The sequence below is a fragment of the Cutibacterium equinum genome (assembly GCF_028021195.1).
GTDB classification, from domain to species: Bacteria; Actinomycetota; Actinomycetes; order Propionibacteriales; family Propionibacteriaceae; genus Cutibacterium; species Cutibacterium equinum.
In genome coordinates, this window is the sequence record NZ_CP115668.1 from 1,362,458 (window position 1) to 1,379,385 (window position 16,928).

A 16,928-nucleotide genomic window follows, 5' to 3' on the forward strand; every position below is an offset into this window, starting at 1 on the left:
CCAGCCTCACAGCCTACCCATGTGGGCGTGCATGCCCATCGCGTCACGACAATTTTTGCCTACACTGCCGCTCGTGACCGATTTTGCCGCGACTCATCCCTTGGCCCAGCCACCCGCGGCAGCAGGACGATTCGCCCCGTCCCCCACGTCGGCCCTCCATCTGGGAAATCTCCGCACCGCCTTGGCGGCCTGGCTGTTGGCCCGATCCTCGCGACGACGATTCGTGGTGCGCATTGAGGACCTGGATCAGGCGCGGGTAGCGGCCGCCGGAAACATCGCCTCGACCCAGCTACGTGACTTGGAGACTCTTGGCATCGACTGGGACGGGCCAGTCGTGCGCCAGTCGCAGCGTCTGGACCTTTACGCCGACGCCATCGCCGGGTTGGACACCTATCCCTGTTTTTGTACTCGCAAGGAGATCGCGTCAGCCGTGAGCGCCCCCAACGAGGCCGACTGGCGTCCATATCCGGGCACCTGTCGAACCCTGACCACCTCACAGCGCGCGCAACGGGCGACGACGCGCTCGCCGGCCATCCGGTTGGCCAGTCACGTCGATTGCTACCACGTCACCGACATGGCTCGGGGACAGTGCCGGGGACGAGTCGACGATCTCGTCCTGATCCGTAACGACGGCACCCCGGCATACAACCTCGCGGTCGTCGTCGATGACGGGCTGCAGGGAGTCGATCAGGTAGTTCGGGCCAGGGATCTGTGGTCCTCGGCGCCGCGTCAGTCTTATGTGGCCGCATTGTTGGGGTTCGACGCCCCGACCTATGCGCACACCGGTCTGGTCAGCGCCCCCGGCGGTCAGCGTCTGTCCAAATCAGCGGGGGCTGCCGGGTTGACCGATCTCATGGCTGCCGGGATCGAACGCAATCGCATCATGGCGTGGCTGTGTCGGTCATTGGGGCTTCCGGAGGTCAGCGACCCGCATGACCTCATCGGGGCTGCCGGGTTGACCCCGCCGTGTCCCCCGACCCTGACCAGACCGCTGGACCCCGCACGCCTGGATGGTCCGCTGGGATGGTGGAGTGACGCCGTGCTGTCGTTGTAACAACAGTTTCTGCCGGTCCTGTCGTCATGGCAGGACCGGCCGAATCGGTGTCTCAGGACTCCTTCTGGGCCGAGAGAATGTCGATGACATACACGAGGGTCTCGCCCTTCTTCACCGGCGGGTTGGTGGTGCCATTCGGGTAGGCATCGGCCGGCGGGACGATCAGCATGACGCGTGACCCGACCGTCTGACCCTCCAGGCCCTTCTTCCATCCGGGAATGACCGAGTTCATGGAGCCGCTGAGGGCTGGCCCGGAGAACCCGTCCTCGATGAGCTCCTTGGTGGACCAGGCATAGGTGCGGTACTTGACATCAATCGCATCCTTGGCCGTGATCTTGTGTCCGTCGCCCTTGATGAGGGGCTGGACGACAAGCCCGGACGGCTTCTTGGCGTTGCCGATCGTCACGACGGGGGCTCCCTGAACCTCCTTGACGGTGGGCAGGCCGGACGCCGGAGTCACGGCAGCACCCTTGGCCTTGGTGAGCGGCACACCGACGACGTCGACGACGAAGACGAGGGAATCACCCTTCATGATGCCAGCCTCCGGGCGGCCGCCCTGGGGGTCGTAGGCGTCAGACCCCGGCATCATGATGAGGACGCGATCTCCCGCATGCTTGCCGACAAGACCCTTCGCGAATCCAGGAACGACCTGGGACAGCGGGAAGTCCGCGGTGGATCCTCGCTGGAAGGAGGAGTCGAACACCTTGCCGGTACGGCCGTTGACGCCGTGGTAGTTCACCTTGACGGTGGCGTCCTTGCCCACCGTCTCGCCACTACCCTGCTTGAGCACCTTGGACTGGGTCTTGGCGATGGCCAACGGCCAGGCTCCCTCAATCGTGGGCGCCTTGCCATCCGCGCCGGAAACCTTGATCTGGTCAAGGTTCGTGACCATGGTCGGCTTCTTGGTCTGGGTGGCCGAGGGCGTCGCGCTCGCCGAGGCGGAGGCCGGAACGCTTGCCGAGGCGCTCGCCGACGGTGTGGCGTCGGAAGGTGACTTGTTGCAGGAGGCAAGAGCCAGGGACGACACGCACAGTACAGCGGCGAGTGTCGCGGCTCTGACCGACCGATTCTTGTTCGAACTCACCTGCCCGAGGTTACCTGAGATACTCCCCAGGACAATTTCTGCCCTCGCCGCGTTCTCACAATTCAACGAGGTCGAGAAGCTGCCCCAATTCCTCGCGGGTGAGTTCGCGCATGTCGCCGCGCCCCAAACGCCGTAACCGGACCGGGCCAATCGCCGTGCGTGACAGCCGGCGCACGGGGTGGGCCACAGAGTCCATCATGCGACGCACAATGCGGTTTCGGCCCTCGTGAAGACTCACCTCAACCAGGGAGTGCTCGTCGCTAGCCTGCACCAGCCGCACCGCGTCGGGCTTGACTGGGCCGTCCTCGAGGGTGACGCCCTTGGCAAGACGACGAATGACCTTGTCGTCGACCCGACCTTCGACGTCAGCCAGGTAGGTCTTGAGGACCTTGTACGACGGATGGGTCATACGGTTGGCGAATTCACCATCGTTGGTCAGCAGGATGAGACCGGAGGTTTCGGTGTCGAGACGCCCGACGTGGAACAGACGCACACCGTGCGGCACCCCCTCGAGGTCGGACAGGCAGGGGCGTCCTTCCGGGTCGTCCATCGTGGACACGACACCCTGCGGTTTGTTGAGCACGTAGTAGACGTGGCGTCGGGCGGTGGGGATGCGGGACCCGTCGACGCGAATCTCGTCACGCTCGGGATCGACGCGTCGTCCCTGCTCAACGATGAGTTCACCGTTGACCTCGACTCGTCCGGCCGCAATCATTTCCTCTGCAGCACGGCGGGATGCCAACCCAGCCTGAGCCAGCACCTTCTGGAGCCGCACACCTTGCTCGTCACTCATATTCTTCCTCGCGTAGTCAGTCGGTGGTGAGGAGACGGGCCAGTCGACAATCCTGGCCGTTCTCCTCCAGATCAGCCAGGGCCATGGCGACCGATGCACGCACGATGCGGCCACGATCGGCGTTGATTCCCTGGGATCGCAGGGTCAGCCTGGCGGTCTCCAGAGCCATGAGCTCCTCGGTGGAGACATAGACGGTGATCTTCTCATCATGACGCACCCGCCCGCTACCGGCCCGCTGGCCTGCTGACGTGCTCGCCTGGGACCCCTTGGCGGTTTTCGCCTTCGTCGTCGTGGCGGCTTTCTCCTGAGCCGGGTCAGGGGTGCCAGCGGTGGGACGGAAGAGCTCGTTGGCTCCCGGCAGGCTCACGCGGCGCGGCATCGAGCCAACACCTCCTTGGCCAGGTCCCGGTAGGCCTGAGCACCCGCAGACGACGAGGCATAGCTGGTGATGGGCTCCCCGGCCACGGTTGTCTCGGGGAACTTGATGGTGCGCTTGATGACGGTGTGGAAGACGACGTCCCCGAAGGCTTGAACCACGCGCTCCATGACCTCGCGGGCATGCAGGGTACGCGGGTCGAACATCGTGCCGAGGATGCCGAGAATCTCCAGATCCGGGTTGAGGCGATCCTGCACCTTCTCAATGGTGTCGGTGAGCAGGGCGATACCGCGCAGGGCGAAGAACTCGCATTCCAGCGGCATGATGACATAGTCAGAGGCGGTCAGGGCATTGATGGTCAGCAGCCCGAGGGACGGCGCGCAGTCGATGAGAATCATGTCGTACTCGCCACGGACACGATCAATGACTCGCTTGAGGGTCTGCTCGCGGGCCACCTCGCTGACGAGCTGCACCTCTGCAGCCGACAGGTCAATATTGGCCGGCAACAGGTCCATGCCCTCGGTCTCGGTGGGCTGAATGACGTCATGGATGTCATCACGACGAGACATCAGGAGGGTGTAGATCGACTTGTCCAGGGTGTGCGGGTTGACGCCCAGCCCCACTGACAGGGATCCCTGCGGATCAAAGTCGACGAGGAGAACCTTGCGGCCGTATTCGGCCAGACCAGCGCCCAGGTTGATGGTCGTCGTCGTCTTGCCAACTCCACCCTTCTGGTTACACATCGCGATGACGGTGGCATTCTTAGGCCCGTCGGGAACCGGCGTCGGCTCAGGAAGATCGGGAAGCGGGCGTCCGGTCGGACCGACGGAGTTCTCGGCAGCATCCTTGGCCTGCCGGCCCGGCCCAGGGACGCGGAACAGCGGTTCGGTGTCTGTCTCGGACACGTGGTGACCTTCCTCTCGACATCACGGCGTCAAGTCGTGCTCGCATCAACGATAGTGGTCGACTCCGACAACCTCATCCCTTCCTTGAGGCTGAGGTCAGACAGCCCGGGGGTGGGAGGACCGGTACACATCGCGCAGGTGGTCGGCTGTCACCAAGGTGTAGATCTGGGTCGTCGTCACCGAGGAGTGACCCAACAGTTCCTGCACCACTCGCACATCGGCCCCACCGTCGAGCAAGTGAGTGGCGTAGGAGTGACGCAAACTGTGCGGCGAGAGGTGTTCCACGTCCAGACCCGCAACCTGGCCCGCGCGACGAATCGCAGCCCATGCCAACTGCCTCGACAGCCTGCGTCCGCGAGAGTTGAGCAGTAGGGCGTGGTCCCCATCCCCGGCCCCCGCCCAGGACGGACGCCCTCTCACCAGCCAGGCGTTCACCGCCTTCGCCGCGTAGCTGCCCAACGGAACGATGCGTTCCTTGTTCCCCTTGCCGATGAGCCTCAGCCCCAGCTCAGGATCGTCGAGGACAGGGCGGATGTCGTCGACGTCGAGGGCACAGATCTCCGAGACACGCGCACCCGTGCCGTAGAGCAATTCCAATAGCGCAGCGTCACGCAGACCCTCCACCGTCTGGGTATCCGGTGCCGCCAGCAGAGCTTCGACCTGGTCGACCGACAGGGCCTTGGGTAGTCTGCGCGCGCCAGTTCCAGGGGACATACCAGCCGTCACATCCGTCGGTGTCTGCCCCGCACCGACCGCGAAGCGATGCAAATTACGCACCGCAACCATCGACCGGGTCACCGACGCCGAGGCCAGCCCCAGGTCGTCGAGGTGGCGTCGGAACTCCTCGACGTCGACACGGGTGACCTCCGACAGGGATCGGATCGTGCGCGAATCGAGGAAGTCTTCATAGCGCGCAAGGTCGCGTCGGTAAGCCTGCACCGTGTTGTCAGACAGTCCCCGCTCCACGACGAGGTGACGCAGGTAATCCTCGGCCTGCTCACCGACGCTCGACATCACTCGCCAAGAACTCCGTCAATACCACCGGGGCGCTCACGAATCGGCCACGGCGAGGTGGCAGGACGCAGCCGGTCGATGCGGCCACTGCGACGAGCCAGCTCGAGGGCCATGACCCCGGTTACCAAGGTCGGCGACTGGCACTGTCCGGCATAAATCGCCTCGACAAGGTCGTCCAGCGGCTCCCAGCCCGCCTTCATCGACACTTCCTCACCCTCCAGCACGAAGCCTTCGGGACGCGGCGCCTCGTGAAGCCCCCGAGCCAGGTAGATCCGCAAGGATTCCTGGCATCCGCCCGGGGTGGTGACGATGTCGACGAGAACCCGCCAGTCGTCGGCAGCCAGCATGGCCTCCTCGGCCAGCTCACGTTGAGCCGCTGCCAGATAGTCCTCCCCATCGACGTCGAGCAGGCCGGCAGGCGGCTCGACGAGGACCATGCGCACCGGATGGCGGTACTGCCTCACCACCGCGACGCGATCCTGGTCATCGAGGGCGATGATGCCCACCGCGCCTGGATGGCTCACGTACTGACGATGGATGTGCTCGCCTGACGGGGTGACGAGCGCGTCTTCGACGAAGTCGCACACCCGACCGGTGGCCTTCACCTGGTGGTCAACGACCTGCCAGCACTCGTCGTGGTCCCAGCGTTCCTGGCTCACTTGCCTGCCTCCTTGGTGGCAGCCTCCCCGGGAGTGTCGGTGGCGCTGCCCTTGGCGTGGTCGAGGGCGGCGGCAATGAGTCCGCGGAACAGCGGGTGGGCGTGAGTCGGGCGGGACTTGAGTTCCGGATGGGCCTGGGTGGCCACGAAGTACGGGTGCACCTGGCGATCGAGCTCGACGAACTCGGCCAGACCTCCGTCAGGAGAGGTTCCGCTGATCCGCAGACCTGCGGCCTCAAGGCGATCTCGGTAGGCGTTGTTGACCTCGTAGCGGTGTCGGTGACGCTCAGAGACCGTCGTCGTGCCGTAGAGCTCGGCCACCAGGGAATCCTTGGCAAGCTTGGCAGGGTAGGCCCCCAGGCGCATGGTGCCACCCAGATCTCCCTTGCCGGACACGGCGTCGACCTGCTCGGCCATCGTCGCGATGACCGGGTCGGCGGTCTGCGGGTCGAACTCGCTGGAGGCAGCGCCCTCGATGCCAGCCAGGTCACGAGCGACCTCGATGACCGCGCACTGCATGCCCAAGCACAGGCCCAGGAAGGGCACTTGGTGCTCGCGGGCATAACGAATGGCACCGATCTTGCCCTCGACACCACGGATACCGAACCCGCCGGGGACACAAATGGCGTCAGTATCCTTGAGCTGCTGGGCAGCACCCTCGGGGGTCACACAGGAGTCCGAGGCCACCCACACGACATTGACCTTGGCCTTGTTGGCGAATCCGCCAGCACGCAAGGCCTCTGTCACCGACAGGTAGGCGTCCGGCAGATCGATGTACTTGCCGACCAGAGCCACCGTCACCTCGCCACGCGGCTTGCGGACTCGCTCCAGGAGATCGTCCCAGGTCGTCCAGTCGACATCGCGGAAGAACAGGCTGAGCTTCTGCACGACATAGGCGTCCAGGCCCTCGTGGTGCAAGACCTTGGGAATGAGGTAGATCGACGACGCATCCGGACACGAGACGACGGCCGGGCCCTCGACGTCACACATGAGCGCGATCTTGGACTTGATCCCCTTGCCCAGCGGGCGCTCGGAACGGCACACGATGGCGTCAGGCTGGATACCGACCTCGCGCAGGGCCGCCACGGAGTGCTGGGTGGGCTTGGTCTTCATCTCACCGGACGGTTTGATGTAGGGAACCAGGGAAACGTGCAGGAAGAAGACGTTCTCCCTGCCGATCTCGTGACGAACCTGACGGGCCGCCTCGAGGAAGGGCAACGACTCGATGTCACCGACAGTGCCGCCGATCTCATGGATGACGACATCAGGATGGCCCTCCTCCATCGCCAACATGCGTTCCTTGATCTCGTTGGTGATGTGAGGAATGACCTGAACGGTGTCGCCCAGGTAATCGCCTCGACGTTCCTTGGCGATGACAGCCGAGTAGACCTTGCCGGTGGTGACATTGGCCTGTCCGGACAGGTTCTCGTTGAGGAATCGCTCGTAGTGGCCGATGTCCAGATCGGTTTCGGCACCATCCTCGGTGACGAAGACCTCACCATGCTGGAACGGGTTCATCGTCCCCGGATCGACATTGAGGTAGGGGTCAAGCTTCTGCATCGTGACCTTGAGGCCACGAGCCTTGAGCAAAGACCCGAGGGAAGAGGCCGTGAGCCCCTTTCCCAAGGAGGAGACGACTCCTCCGGTGACGAATACGTGCTTGCTGGAGTGATTGCCGGTGCCCACGGACCTCCAGCCTAACGGATGATCCCGCTTCTGGGCCACAGTGGCCCACGGTGCGAACCCTCAGCGACGCCCCTCAGCCCTGCCCAGCGACCTCGTGCAGCAGGTCACGAGCGTGCTCCAGCCCAGATTCCGAGTCGACCATGCCACTCATCATCCGAGACAACTCACTCTCACGCTCGGACCCGCTGACCTCGCGCAGACCAGAGCTGGTGACGGCCCCGTCGGAGGCCTTCGTGATGACGACATGGGTGTCGGCAAAAGCGGCAACCTGAGCCAGGTGGGTGACGACGATGACTTGGTGACGTCGGGCCAGTTGGCGCAGGCGACGCCCGATCTCGATACCGACAGCACCCCCGACACCCGCGTCGATCTCGTCGAAGACGAAGGTCTGTGGGGTCTGAGTCTGCGCCGCAACGACCTCGAGAGCCAGCCTGACTCGCGACAACTCACCTCCTGAGGCAGCCTTCGACAGCGGTGCCGGATCCGCGCCGGGGTTGGCCGCCAGCATGATGGTCACGGCATCGGCCCCTCGCGGACCCATCGGTGCCGGTTCCACCCGAAACTCCAGCCGGGCGTGCGGCATGGCCAGGGCCGCCAACTCGGGCTTGACCTCGGCAGCCAACCGGACAGCAGTGCGGCGGCGTACAGCGCTGATACGGTCGGCAGATTCCCGCAGTTCGGAGCGTAATTGCTCCACCTCACGCCCCAGGGCGTCAAGGTCATTGGTAGCGGGATCCAGCTCGGCAAGACGCTGTCGATCTTCGGCGGTGGCCTCCAGCAGATCGTCAAGGGTTGTCGTCCGGGCCCTCAACAGGCGCTGAATCGCCGCCAACCGTCCACCCAGCTGTTCGAGGCGCTGCGGATCAGACTCTGCTCGCGCGGCGTGGCCGGCGAGGCTGGCAGCCAGGTCGGTCAGGTCGTAGGACATCTGGCGTGCCCGCTCGGCCAGTTCGGCAGCTGTGGGGTCGACGTCCCCGGTGCCATCGAGCTCATGAACGGCCTGTTCCAGCAAGGCCAGCGCTCCCGGTTGGGGCCCGGTGGACGTCTCCACCCCGTTGAGGAGGACGTCGGCCCGGCGCAGCGATTCTCGAATCGACTGAGCTGCTTGTAGGCCCGCCATCTCGGCGATGAGATCGTCGTCCTCGTGGGGTTGCGGATCGACGGCATCGACCTCCCCCACTCGTCGCGACAGTACCTCGCGTTCCATCTCGGCCCCGGCGCGGTCCTCATTGAGTCGGTGGAGTCGCTGAGAAGCGGTGCGAAATTGCGCCCACAACTGGGCGTGCCGCTCGAGTTGTGTCGCGAATTCCTTTCCAGCGGCACGGTCGATGACGTCGAGCTGACGCGTTGCGTTCACGAGGCGAACCTGCTCAGACTGACCGTGGATCGTCACCTGGTCCCCGACGAGCTGGGCCAACTGGCTTGCGGTGACCTGGGCTCCTCCCACCAAGGCTCGGGAGCGACGCGTCGTGATGTGTCGGGCGCAAATGACCTCACCGTCCTCGACGGTTCCGCCCAGGTCATTGATGAGTTCACCGTCGCACGCGTCGAGAACCGCCTCGATGACGGCGCGATCACATCCATGACGGACCAGCCCGGTGTCGGCCTTGTCCCCCAGCAGCAGTCCGATACCGGTGACCACCATCGTCTTGCCGGCACCCGTCTCGCCGGTGACCGCTGTCAACGCGGGAGAGGGCTCAAGGACCGTCTCGTCAATGACACCCAGCCCGCAAATCCGGACGCTGCGAATCACGAGTTCTCCCCTGGATGGTCGAGTCCGCGACCTTGACGCCACCCGCTGACCGGAAGCTCGAACTTCTTGACCAGACGGGAGGTGAAGGGTTGGGCGGCCAGGCGGGCGATGCGCAGACGGTCGGGGTGACGCACGACGGTGATCCTCTCCCCCGGTCGCACCGTGCAGGAGCGGCGTCCGTCGCACCACAGCACCGCCGATTCCGACCCGTCGGGCTGGATGTCGAGGTCAACACGAGCGGCTGGGCTCATCACGAGAGGGCGAGCAAAGAGGGCATGGGCGCTGAGCGGCACCATGAGCATGGCATCGAGATCGGGCCACATGACCGGGCCGCCGGCAGAGAAGGCGTAGGCGGTCGACCCGGTCGGCGTGGAGACGAGGATCCCATCACAATTCCAGCGCTGCACGGGAAGTTCGTCCACGGATGCCAGCACGTCGAGCATGCGGCGGCGGGCAGCCTTCTCCAGGGACACCTCATTGACGGCGAAGGAGGTCCAGCGACGCTGACCGGAATGCTCGGTGACGGTGATGTTGAGACCCAGACGATCCTCCACCGTGTAGTCGCGCGAACAGACCTTCGTGACCAGATCGGCCATGTCGGAGCGTTCCAATTCGGCCAAGAATCCGATATGGCCCAGGTTGACCCCGATCATGGGGACCTGACGAGGCAGGGACCACTCTGCGGCGCGCAGGATCGTGCCGTCACCACCGAAGACGACGGCGACTTCAGCCTCATGGGTGAACTCTGCGAAACCCTGAACCGCGATTCCAGGGAGTTTTTCCGTCATCGGCTCGACCTGATCGTCGGGAACGGCGCAGCCAATGTTTCTGCCAGCCATCTCCGTGATGAACTCGGCAGCCGCGTCAAAGGCATCGTCACGGGTGGCATGGGTGACGACGACAACGTATCTGGAAGGGCTCGTGTCGTTCACATCACCACAGTAGCGGGCCAGTGTGACCTGTCTGGTCCGCTGTCAGAGACTGGAGCGTTCCAACAGGACGAAGTGCTCAACATTTCCGTCCTGTCCAGGTAAGGGGCTGTCACATTCGCCGCGCAGCACCCACCCCAGCGTCTCGGCCTTGGCGATGACGGTCGCGACAGCTTGAGCGCGCAGCTTCGGGTCGGTGACGACTCCGTGAGCGCCGAGGGCCTTGCGCCCGACCTCGAATTGCGGCTTGACCAGTAACAGCATGAGACCGTTGGGGCTCGTGACTGTCGACAGAGGTTCCAGGATCATCGTCAAGGAGATGAAGGAGACGTCCCCGACCACCAGGTCCACCGGTTCGACGTGACCGTCGATGGACAGGTCGTCGGGAGTGAGGTCGCGCAGGTTGAGGCCCTCGTGGACGACGACTCGTGGGTCCTCGCGCAGGACCGGGGAGAGTTGGTCATGGCCGACGTCAACGGCGTGGACCAGTTGGGCTCCCCTCGAGAGCACGACCTGAGTGAATCCTCCGGTCGATGCTCCGGCGTCGAGCACCTGGGCGGGAACCTCGATGTCGAGGATGTCCAGGGCACCGATGAGTTTGTGGGCGGCCCGCGAGACCCACACCTCTTCTTCTGCCGCCAGGTCGTCCGCGGGACCAACCTTCGTCGCGGGCTTGGTGACGACGACCCCGTTGACGCTGACCTTTCCCTGCCGAACCAATCGGGTGGCCAGGGTGCGCGAACGCGCCAGTCCAGCGTCAACGAGGGCGTGGTCGAGTCTCACGGGCCAAGCCTGCCACCTCTGTGCGACATGGCAGGTCATGTGGTCACAGCAAGCTGTCGATCACTTGCCGTCCTTGTGACCCTTCATCCAACCGACCATCGTCCAGTCGATCGACTTGAACATCGACGGACCGTAGTTGGCCAGGTACTTGTTGACAGCGCTGATGGACGGTCCGTTCCACACCGGGATCATGGCATAGCAGGCCTTCTGCCACTCAGCCTCCACGGCGTTGGCGGCGGCGTTGCGCTTCTTGTCATCAACGATGTGGGTGACGGCGTCGGCTTTCTTGTCGAATCCCTTCGGGCTGCAGCCGGTCATGTTGCCCGCACTCGAGCTGAAGTACTGAGTAGGCTGGTCGGACAGCACATTGCCGACGGAGTAGCCCATGGCGATGATGCCGAAGTCCTTCTTCTCCATGGCGACGTTGAAGTCCTGTTCACCACGCTGGTCGATCTTGGCATCGAAGCCAGCGTCGGTGAGCTGCTTCTGGTAGCGCTGCACGATGGCATTGATCTGCGGATCATCACCGAAGTTCGTCAGTGAGAAGGTCACCTTCTTGCCGTTCTTGGCCCATTTGCCATCGCCATCCTTCTTGTAGCCAGCGTCGGTCATGGTTTTCTCGGCGGCCTTGACGTCGTACTTGACCGGGACATTGTCCTTGTACTGGGACTGGATGGGCAGGCTCATCCAGGAACCGGGAACCGATTCGCTCCAGTTGAGACCCTGGAACCGTGTAGCGGCCAGCTTGGCCCGGTCGGTGGACTCATAGACGGCCTTACGAACCGCCACATCGCTCAGGCCATCAGCCTTGGTGTTGATGAGGTAGCCGTAGACGCCGGTCACCTGACCACGACGGAACTCGTTGTTCGGGGCTGAGGCGGCCTGCTTGTAACGGCTCGGGGTACTAGCGCCGACGATGCTGATCTCGCCATTCTTGTAGGCTGACAGGGATGCCTGAGAGTCAATCTGCCGAATGACGATCTGGTCGAGGTGCGGCTTCTTGCCCCACCACTTGGGGTTGGGAACCTCGACGATGGTCTTGTTGGCCGCGTCGAACTTGCTGACGGTGAATGGTCCGGCGTACCACTCGGGATGAATCTTGTTGACGAATCCCTTGTTGAAGATATCCGGGGTGTTGACCTTCGGGTGGAAGAAGCTGCCAATAACGTCCTGCCAGGCAGCGTATTTCTCCTTCATCGTGATGATGACGTGGCGGGAGTCGGATCCGGCCTCGACCTTCTCAACGACGTCCCACGGCTTGGTCTGGACGAGGTCGTATTCCTTGTTCTTGCCCGACAGGACGTTGAACATGTTCTTGACGGTGTTGACGTCCATCGGGGTGCCGTCGTTGAAGTTGGCCTTCGGGTTGAAGGTGAACTTGATGACCTGCTTTCCGTTCTCGGTGGTCGTCTCGGCCTCGGTGCAGAAGTCCTTGTCGAGGACGTACTTACCATCAGCAGTGGTGCTGAAGCAGCCTGCCTGGTTGATGGCGCGCAGGACGACGGTGGTGTCGGACGAGTTGCCGGCATTGGCCCAAGTGTTGAAGTTGGGGCCGAAACTGCCGACAAAGGTGCGGAAGACACCGCCTTGCTCCAAGTTGGAAGCCTCCTGCGGGTTGATGGAGACCAGCTTGGTCATGTCCTTCTCGGCCTTACCAGCTTTGGGGCCCGAGGCTCCATCGCCAGAGCCTCCCGCGCACCCGCTCAGTGCCATCGAGGCGCACAAGCCGGCAATGAGGGCGGCACCGATCTTCTTGGTGGTGGACACGTCAGTCACCTTCCTTCTCGAGAGCGTGCCCCGGACGGTCATCACGACCGCGGGGAAGACGAGCTCCGATCTCCCCCGACGGCGGGAAGTGGCAGGCATGCAACCGGTCACGTCCTTCCTCGACGAGTTCGGGACGTCGTGACGAGCAGACCTTCTGCTCATCGGGGCCCAATAGGGCGTACTGGGGGCACCGGGTGGCAAAGGGGCACCCAGGCAAATCGTCGGTCGGAGAGGGCAGATCCCCTTCCAGGACGACGTGGCGACGATTCCTCTCAACCTGGGGGTCGGGGACTGGAATCGCGGACAACAGGGCTCGCGTGTAGGGATGGCGCGGATCGTCGAAGACCTCGTTGGTGTCACCGATCTCGACCATGCGGCCCAAATACATGACTCCCACGCGATCGCTGATGTGACGGATGACCGAAAGATCGTGGGCGACGATGAGATACGACAGCCCCAACTCGGCGCGCAGCTGGTCAAGCAGGTTGATCATCCCGGCCTGAATGGACACGTCGAGGGCCGAGACCGGCTCGTCGAGAACCAGCAGCTTCGGCTTGAGGGCCAGAGCCCGAGCCACACCGATACGCTGGCGCTGACCGCCGGAGAACTGGGCCGGGAAGCGGTTGGCCATGTCCGGCACGAGCCCGACGGTCTCCATGAGCTCGAAAACCCGGTCGCGCACCTTGTCCGGGGGCCAGCCGTGGGCCTGCAGTGGCTCTGCCAGCACCTCGAAGACGGTGAACCGGGGATCCAGTGCTGCCATGGGGTCCTGGAAGACGATCTGAAAGTCGGCGCGGGAATCGCGCACCGAGGCCTTGGAATGGTTATCCCGGCCACAGACCGTGATGGTTCCGGTCTGGTCGCTGGAACGGTCCATGATCTCCAGCAGGGTTGTCGTCTTGCCGCACCCGGACTCGCCAACCAGGGCAAAGCACTCCCCTTCTCGGATGTCGAAGCTCACTCCGTCGACGGCTCGCACCGTGCCAATGCGTCGCTTGACGATGGACCCCTTGGTGAACGGGAAATGCCGCACGACGTTGTCGACCGCCAGCACCGTCTCCCGCTGGGAGCGAGGGATGTCCTGGAAACGTCCCTTGGGGATGGTCGGAGGCTGAAACACCTCGCGAGCGTCGAGTCCCTTATCGCGCAGTTCCTCACCACGAACGCATGCTGCGAGGTGATTGGCAGCGAGTTCCTGCAGCGCAGGCACACCCTGACGGCAAGCCTCGACAGCCAGCGGGCATCGTGGCGCGAAGGAGCAGGCCGTGAGTTCCTCGATGAGATTGGGAGGGGTGCCCTCGATTGGCACCAGAGCCTCGTCCCGATGCTGATCAACGCGCGGCACTGCAGCCAGCAAACCCATGGTGTAAGGCATCCACTGGTGCTCGTAAAGCTCGCCAACCGGGGCTTTCTCGACGGCACGACCGGCATACATGATGATCATCTCGTCAGCCAGGCCGGCGAGGATACCCAGGTCATGGGTGATGAAGATGACCGCACAGCCGGTCTCCTCCTGGGCCACCCGAATGAGATCGAGGATCTGGGCCTGAATGGTGACGTCAAGAGCGGTCGTCGGCTCGTCGCAGATGAGGATACGCGGGTTGTTGGCGATCGCGATAGCGATCATGACGCGCTGCCTCATGCCGCCAGAAAACTGGTGCGGGAAGGAGTTCATCCGCGTCTCGGGCGACGGAATGCCCACCAGTTTGAGCAGTTCGATGATGCGATCGTTGATCTGCTTCTTCGACCAATCGGGGTTGTGAATGCGCAGGGCGTCACCGATCTGACGACCGATGGAAAACACCGGGGTCAGCGAACTCAGCGGATCCTGGAAGATCATCGCGATGTTCTTGCCACGGTGGGCGCACATCTGCTTGTCGTTCAGGTCGAGCAGGTTGATGCCGTCGAGCATCACCTTGCCCTCGGTGCGAGCGGAGGGGTCGAGCAATCCCATGATCGACAGGGCCGTCACCGACTTGCCGGAGCCGGACTCCCCGACGATTCCCAGGGCCTTGCCAGGATAGAGGTCGAAGGACAGGTCTCGGACCGCGTGGACGATGCCATCCTCGGTCTTGAATCGGACATTGAGGTTGTCGACCTGCAGGACGGGTTCTGTGGTCGCGCCGCGCGTGGGCACGTGTGCGGTGGCTGTCATCAGGCGTGTCCTCCTGCGTGTGAACTCGGGTCGAAGGCGTCTCGTAGACCGTCGTTGATGAGTGCGAGGGGGCCAGTGATGAGGGCCAGCATCGTCACCGGGGTCCAGAACAGCCACGGGTACGACGAGACGGCGTCAGAGGACTGGGAGATCATGAGTCCCAGCGAGGTGTCGGGAATCTTGATGCCGATACCGATGTAGGAGTAGCTGACCTCGGCGAGGATGGCTCCCCAGATACCGGTCGTGACGTTGAGGATCGTCAACGAGGCAATATTGGGCACCAGGTGACGCCAGATGATCCGTAGCGAACTCACACCCATGTATCGGGCAGAGCGCACGTAGTCGAGATTGACCAAGGTCATGGCCATGCCACGGATGACACGGGCGGTACCCATCCATCCGAAGATCACCAGCATGAGCACCAGGACCGTCCAACCTGCGCTGCGACCGGCCATGACGATGGCGACCAGCAGGAAGGCCGGGGCCATGATGAGGGTTTCGAGGATGAACAGCATGATCCGGTCGACGATGCCCCCGAAATAGGCCATCGCGGTGCCGTAGATGACGGAGATGATCGGAGTGATGACGCCGACCAACAGGCCGATGAGCAGGGAGAGCCCGGTACCGTGTCCCAGCAGGGTCAGCACATCGGCTCCGGCCTGATTGGTTCCCAGCCAGTGATGTGCGCTGGGCGGTTCAGCACCGATGACGTCAGGGTCGAGGTCATTGACGGCGTAGGGGCTGAAGAACATCACTGCGAGGGTGAACAGTACGACCAGGACAAGGACGCACAGACCAACAACCGCCAACTTGTTGCGGAAGAAACGTCGGGCGATGATCCGGTGCTTGTTGAGAGGACGGAAATCCTCAGCACCACGGATCTTCTCCGTCTCGACGTCCTCACCCAGATGCGGACCTGTGTCGAAACGCGCCAGTTGTCCGAGTTCACCAACAGGTTCTGTTCCGCTCATGACGTGAACCTCACTCTCGGATCGACGAGGGTGATTGAGAAGTCGGCAAGCAGGGCACCAACCGCAAAGACGATCGCGCCGTAGGCCACCATCGCCACCGCAACGTTGACGTCCTGCTTCGCAATGGCAGCGATGGACCACATGCCCAGGCCCTGCCAGTTGAAGATCGACTCAGCGAAGAAGGACCCGGTGAACACCGCCGGGATGGTGAATGCGATCGACTGAGCCACGGGGATGAAGGACACTCGCAGGGCGTGACGACGAATCGCCTGGGAGCGGGTCAGACCGGTGGCACGGGCGGTTCGCACGAAGTCGGTGGCGATGTTGTCCAGCAGGTACTGACGCTGACCCACCTGATATCCAGCCCAGCCGAAGATCGTCATGGCGACCGTCGGCACGATGTAATGCTTGATGAGGTCAAGGGCTCGTGGCCAGAACCCGACCACGGTCGGGTCGTATGTTCCTGTCACGAAGAACACCTGTGACCCGCTTGCCTGATTGATGGCGATGGCGCCAAGCTGCACCAGCAGGTAGGCCACAGGTGCGGGCAGGATGTAGGTCAGGTAGGACCATCCGGTGATGACCCGGTCAGCAACGGAGTACTGATGAGTCGCTGAGATGACTCCCAGAGCGATGCCGATGACCAGGGTGAGGATGATCGAGACGATCTGGAGGGCGAAGCTGATCCAGACTCGGTGGGAGAACTCGACATTGACGAATGTCGCGTCCGGGCTGCGGCCCCAGTCCCAGTGCAACACGACTCCCTTGAGCCATTCCCAGTAGCGTTCTGGGACCGACTTGGTCGGGTCAAGTCCTAGGGTGGCCAGGCTGTGCTGAACCTGTTCGGGGGTCGGGCGCGGGGTGCGATCCAGCATGAGGTTGCCGGGACGGAAGTAGGAGCACGCCAGAAAGTAGGCTGCGGTGGTGGCCAGATAGGCCATGACGAGGTACGTCACGGCCCTTTTGGCGAGGTACTTGAACATGTGTCACCCCAGCTCGA

At 63.5% G+C, this 16,928-nt stretch carries 15 protein-coding genes; 1 reads left to right on the forward strand and 14 read right to left on the reverse strand.

What is annotated here, in order from left to right:
• Positions 1-31 precede the first annotated feature (31 nt).
• A complete protein-coding gene (gene gluQRS, locus O6R08_RS06240; RefSeq protein ID WP_271417363.1) occupies positions 32-1,054 on the forward strand; it encodes a tRNA glutamyl-Q(34) synthetase GluQRS in 1,023 nt (340 codons plus the stop codon).
• 52 nt (positions 1,055-1,106) lie between these two features.
• Here the strand turns inward: gluQRS and O6R08_RS06245 are convergent, their stop codons facing one another.
• The 14 genes from O6R08_RS06245 to O6R08_RS06310 form a co-directional block, all read right to left on the reverse strand.
• The gene (locus O6R08_RS06245) at positions 1,107-2,204 is read right to left on the reverse strand and encodes an FKBP-type peptidyl-prolyl cis-trans isomerase (protein WP_333907877.1); all 1,098 of its coding nucleotides are present in this window, start codon (positions 2,202-2,204) and stop codon (positions 1,107-1,109) included.
• Complete coding sequence (locus O6R08_RS06250; RefSeq protein ID WP_271417364.1) at positions 2,194-2,931, reverse strand: pseudouridine synthase; 738 nt, start codon at positions 2,929-2,931, stop codon at positions 2,194-2,196. Before O6R08_RS06250 ends, O6R08_RS06245 begins: the two co-directional genes overlap by 11 nt.
• Before the next feature lie 16 nt (positions 2,932-2,947).
• A complete protein-coding gene (locus O6R08_RS06255) occupies positions 2,948-3,310 on the reverse strand; it encodes a hypothetical protein (protein ID WP_271417365.1) in 363 nt (120 codons plus the stop codon).
• Positions 3,295-4,212 (reverse strand): ParA family protein, encoded by a 918-nt coding sequence (locus tag O6R08_RS06260; RefSeq protein ID WP_271417366.1) that lies wholly within the window; start codon positions 4,210-4,212, stop codon positions 3,295-3,297. Before O6R08_RS06260 ends, O6R08_RS06255 begins: the two co-directional genes overlap by 16 nt.
• Before the next feature lie 96 nt (positions 4,213-4,308).
• Positions 4,309-5,229 (reverse strand): site-specific tyrosine recombinase XerD, encoded by a 921-nt coding sequence (locus O6R08_RS06265; protein WP_271417367.1) that lies wholly within the window; start codon positions 5,227-5,229, stop codon positions 4,309-4,311.
• A complete protein-coding gene (locus tag O6R08_RS06270; protein WP_271417368.1) occupies positions 5,226-5,885 on the reverse strand; it encodes an NUDIX domain-containing protein in 660 nt (219 codons plus the stop codon). Before O6R08_RS06270 ends, O6R08_RS06265 begins: the two co-directional genes overlap by 4 nt.
• Positions 5,882-7,570 (reverse strand): CTP synthase, encoded by a 1,689-nt coding sequence (locus O6R08_RS06275; protein WP_271417369.1) that lies wholly within the window; start codon positions 7,568-7,570, stop codon positions 5,882-5,884. Before O6R08_RS06275 ends, O6R08_RS06270 begins: the two co-directional genes overlap by 4 nt.
• 73 nt (positions 7,571-7,643) lie before the next feature.
• The gene (recN, locus tag O6R08_RS06280; RefSeq protein ID WP_271417370.1) at positions 7,644-9,323 is read right to left on the reverse strand and encodes a DNA repair protein RecN; all 1,680 of its coding nucleotides are present in this window, start codon (positions 9,321-9,323) and stop codon (positions 7,644-7,646) included.
• Positions 9,320-10,276 carry an NAD kinase gene (locus O6R08_RS06285; RefSeq protein ID WP_271419290.1) on the reverse strand — a complete coding sequence of 319 codons (957 nt, stop codon included), beginning with the start codon at positions 10,274-10,276 and terminating at the stop codon, positions 9,320-9,322. The genes recN and O6R08_RS06285 overlap by 4 nt, the downstream gene beginning before the upstream one ends.
• A 21-nt stretch (positions 10,277-10,297) precedes the next feature.
• Positions 10,298-11,074 carry a TlyA family RNA methyltransferase gene (locus O6R08_RS06290; RefSeq protein WP_271417371.1) on the reverse strand — a complete coding sequence of 259 codons (777 nt, stop codon included), beginning with the start codon at positions 11,072-11,074 and terminating at the stop codon, positions 10,298-10,300.
• A 21-nt stretch (positions 11,075-11,095) separates the two neighbouring features.
• Positions 11,096-12,811 carry an ABC transporter family substrate-binding protein gene (locus O6R08_RS06295; protein ID WP_271417372.1) on the reverse strand — a complete coding sequence of 572 codons (1,716 nt, stop codon included), beginning with the start codon at positions 12,809-12,811 and terminating at the stop codon, positions 11,096-11,098.
• Positions 12,804-14,957 carry a dipeptide ABC transporter ATP-binding protein gene (locus tag O6R08_RS06300; protein ID WP_271417373.1) on the reverse strand — a complete coding sequence of 718 codons (2,154 nt, stop codon included), beginning with the start codon at positions 14,955-14,957 and terminating at the stop codon, positions 12,804-12,806. Before O6R08_RS06300 ends, O6R08_RS06295 begins: the two co-directional genes overlap by 8 nt.
• Complete coding sequence (locus O6R08_RS06305) at positions 14,957-15,928, reverse strand: ABC transporter permease (protein WP_271417374.1); 972 nt, start codon at positions 15,926-15,928, stop codon at positions 14,957-14,959. The genes O6R08_RS06300 and O6R08_RS06305 overlap by 1 nt, the downstream gene beginning before the upstream one ends.
• The gene (locus tag O6R08_RS06310; RefSeq protein ID WP_271417375.1) at positions 15,925-16,911 is read right to left on the reverse strand and encodes an ABC transporter permease; all 987 of its coding nucleotides are present in this window, start codon (positions 16,909-16,911) and stop codon (positions 15,925-15,927) included. Before O6R08_RS06310 ends, O6R08_RS06305 begins: the two co-directional genes overlap by 4 nt.
• Positions 16,912-16,928: the final 17 nt, after the last annotated feature.

Bases quoted from the DNA above. Each gene is read 5' to 3' on its own strand.
- O6R08_RS06305 (WP_271417374.1), bottom strand. From the start codon at position 15,928: ATGAGCGGAACAGAACCTGTTGGTGAACTCGGACAACTGGCGCGTTTC.
- gluQRS (WP_271417363.1), top strand. From the start codon at position 32: ATGCCCATCGCGTCACGACAATTTTTGCCTACACTGCCGCTCGTGACC.
- O6R08_RS06290 (WP_271417371.1), bottom strand. From the start codon at position 11,074: ATGACCTGCCATGTCGCACAGAGGTGGCAGGCTTGGCCCGTGAGACTC.
- O6R08_RS06255 (WP_271417365.1), bottom strand. From the start codon at position 3,310: ATGCCGCGCCGCGTGAGCCTGCCGGGAGCCAACGAGCTCTTCCGTCCC.
- O6R08_RS06250 (WP_271417364.1), bottom strand. From the start codon at position 2,931: ATGAGTGACGAGCAAGGTGTGCGGCTCCAGAAGGTGCTGGCTCAGGCT.
- O6R08_RS06310 (WP_271417375.1), bottom strand. From the start codon at position 16,911: ATGTTCAAGTACCTCGCCAAAAGGGCCGTGACGTACCTCGTCATGGCC.
- O6R08_RS06300 (WP_271417373.1), bottom strand. From the start codon at position 14,957: ATGACAGCCACCGCACACGTGCCCACGCGCGGCGCGACCACAGAACCC.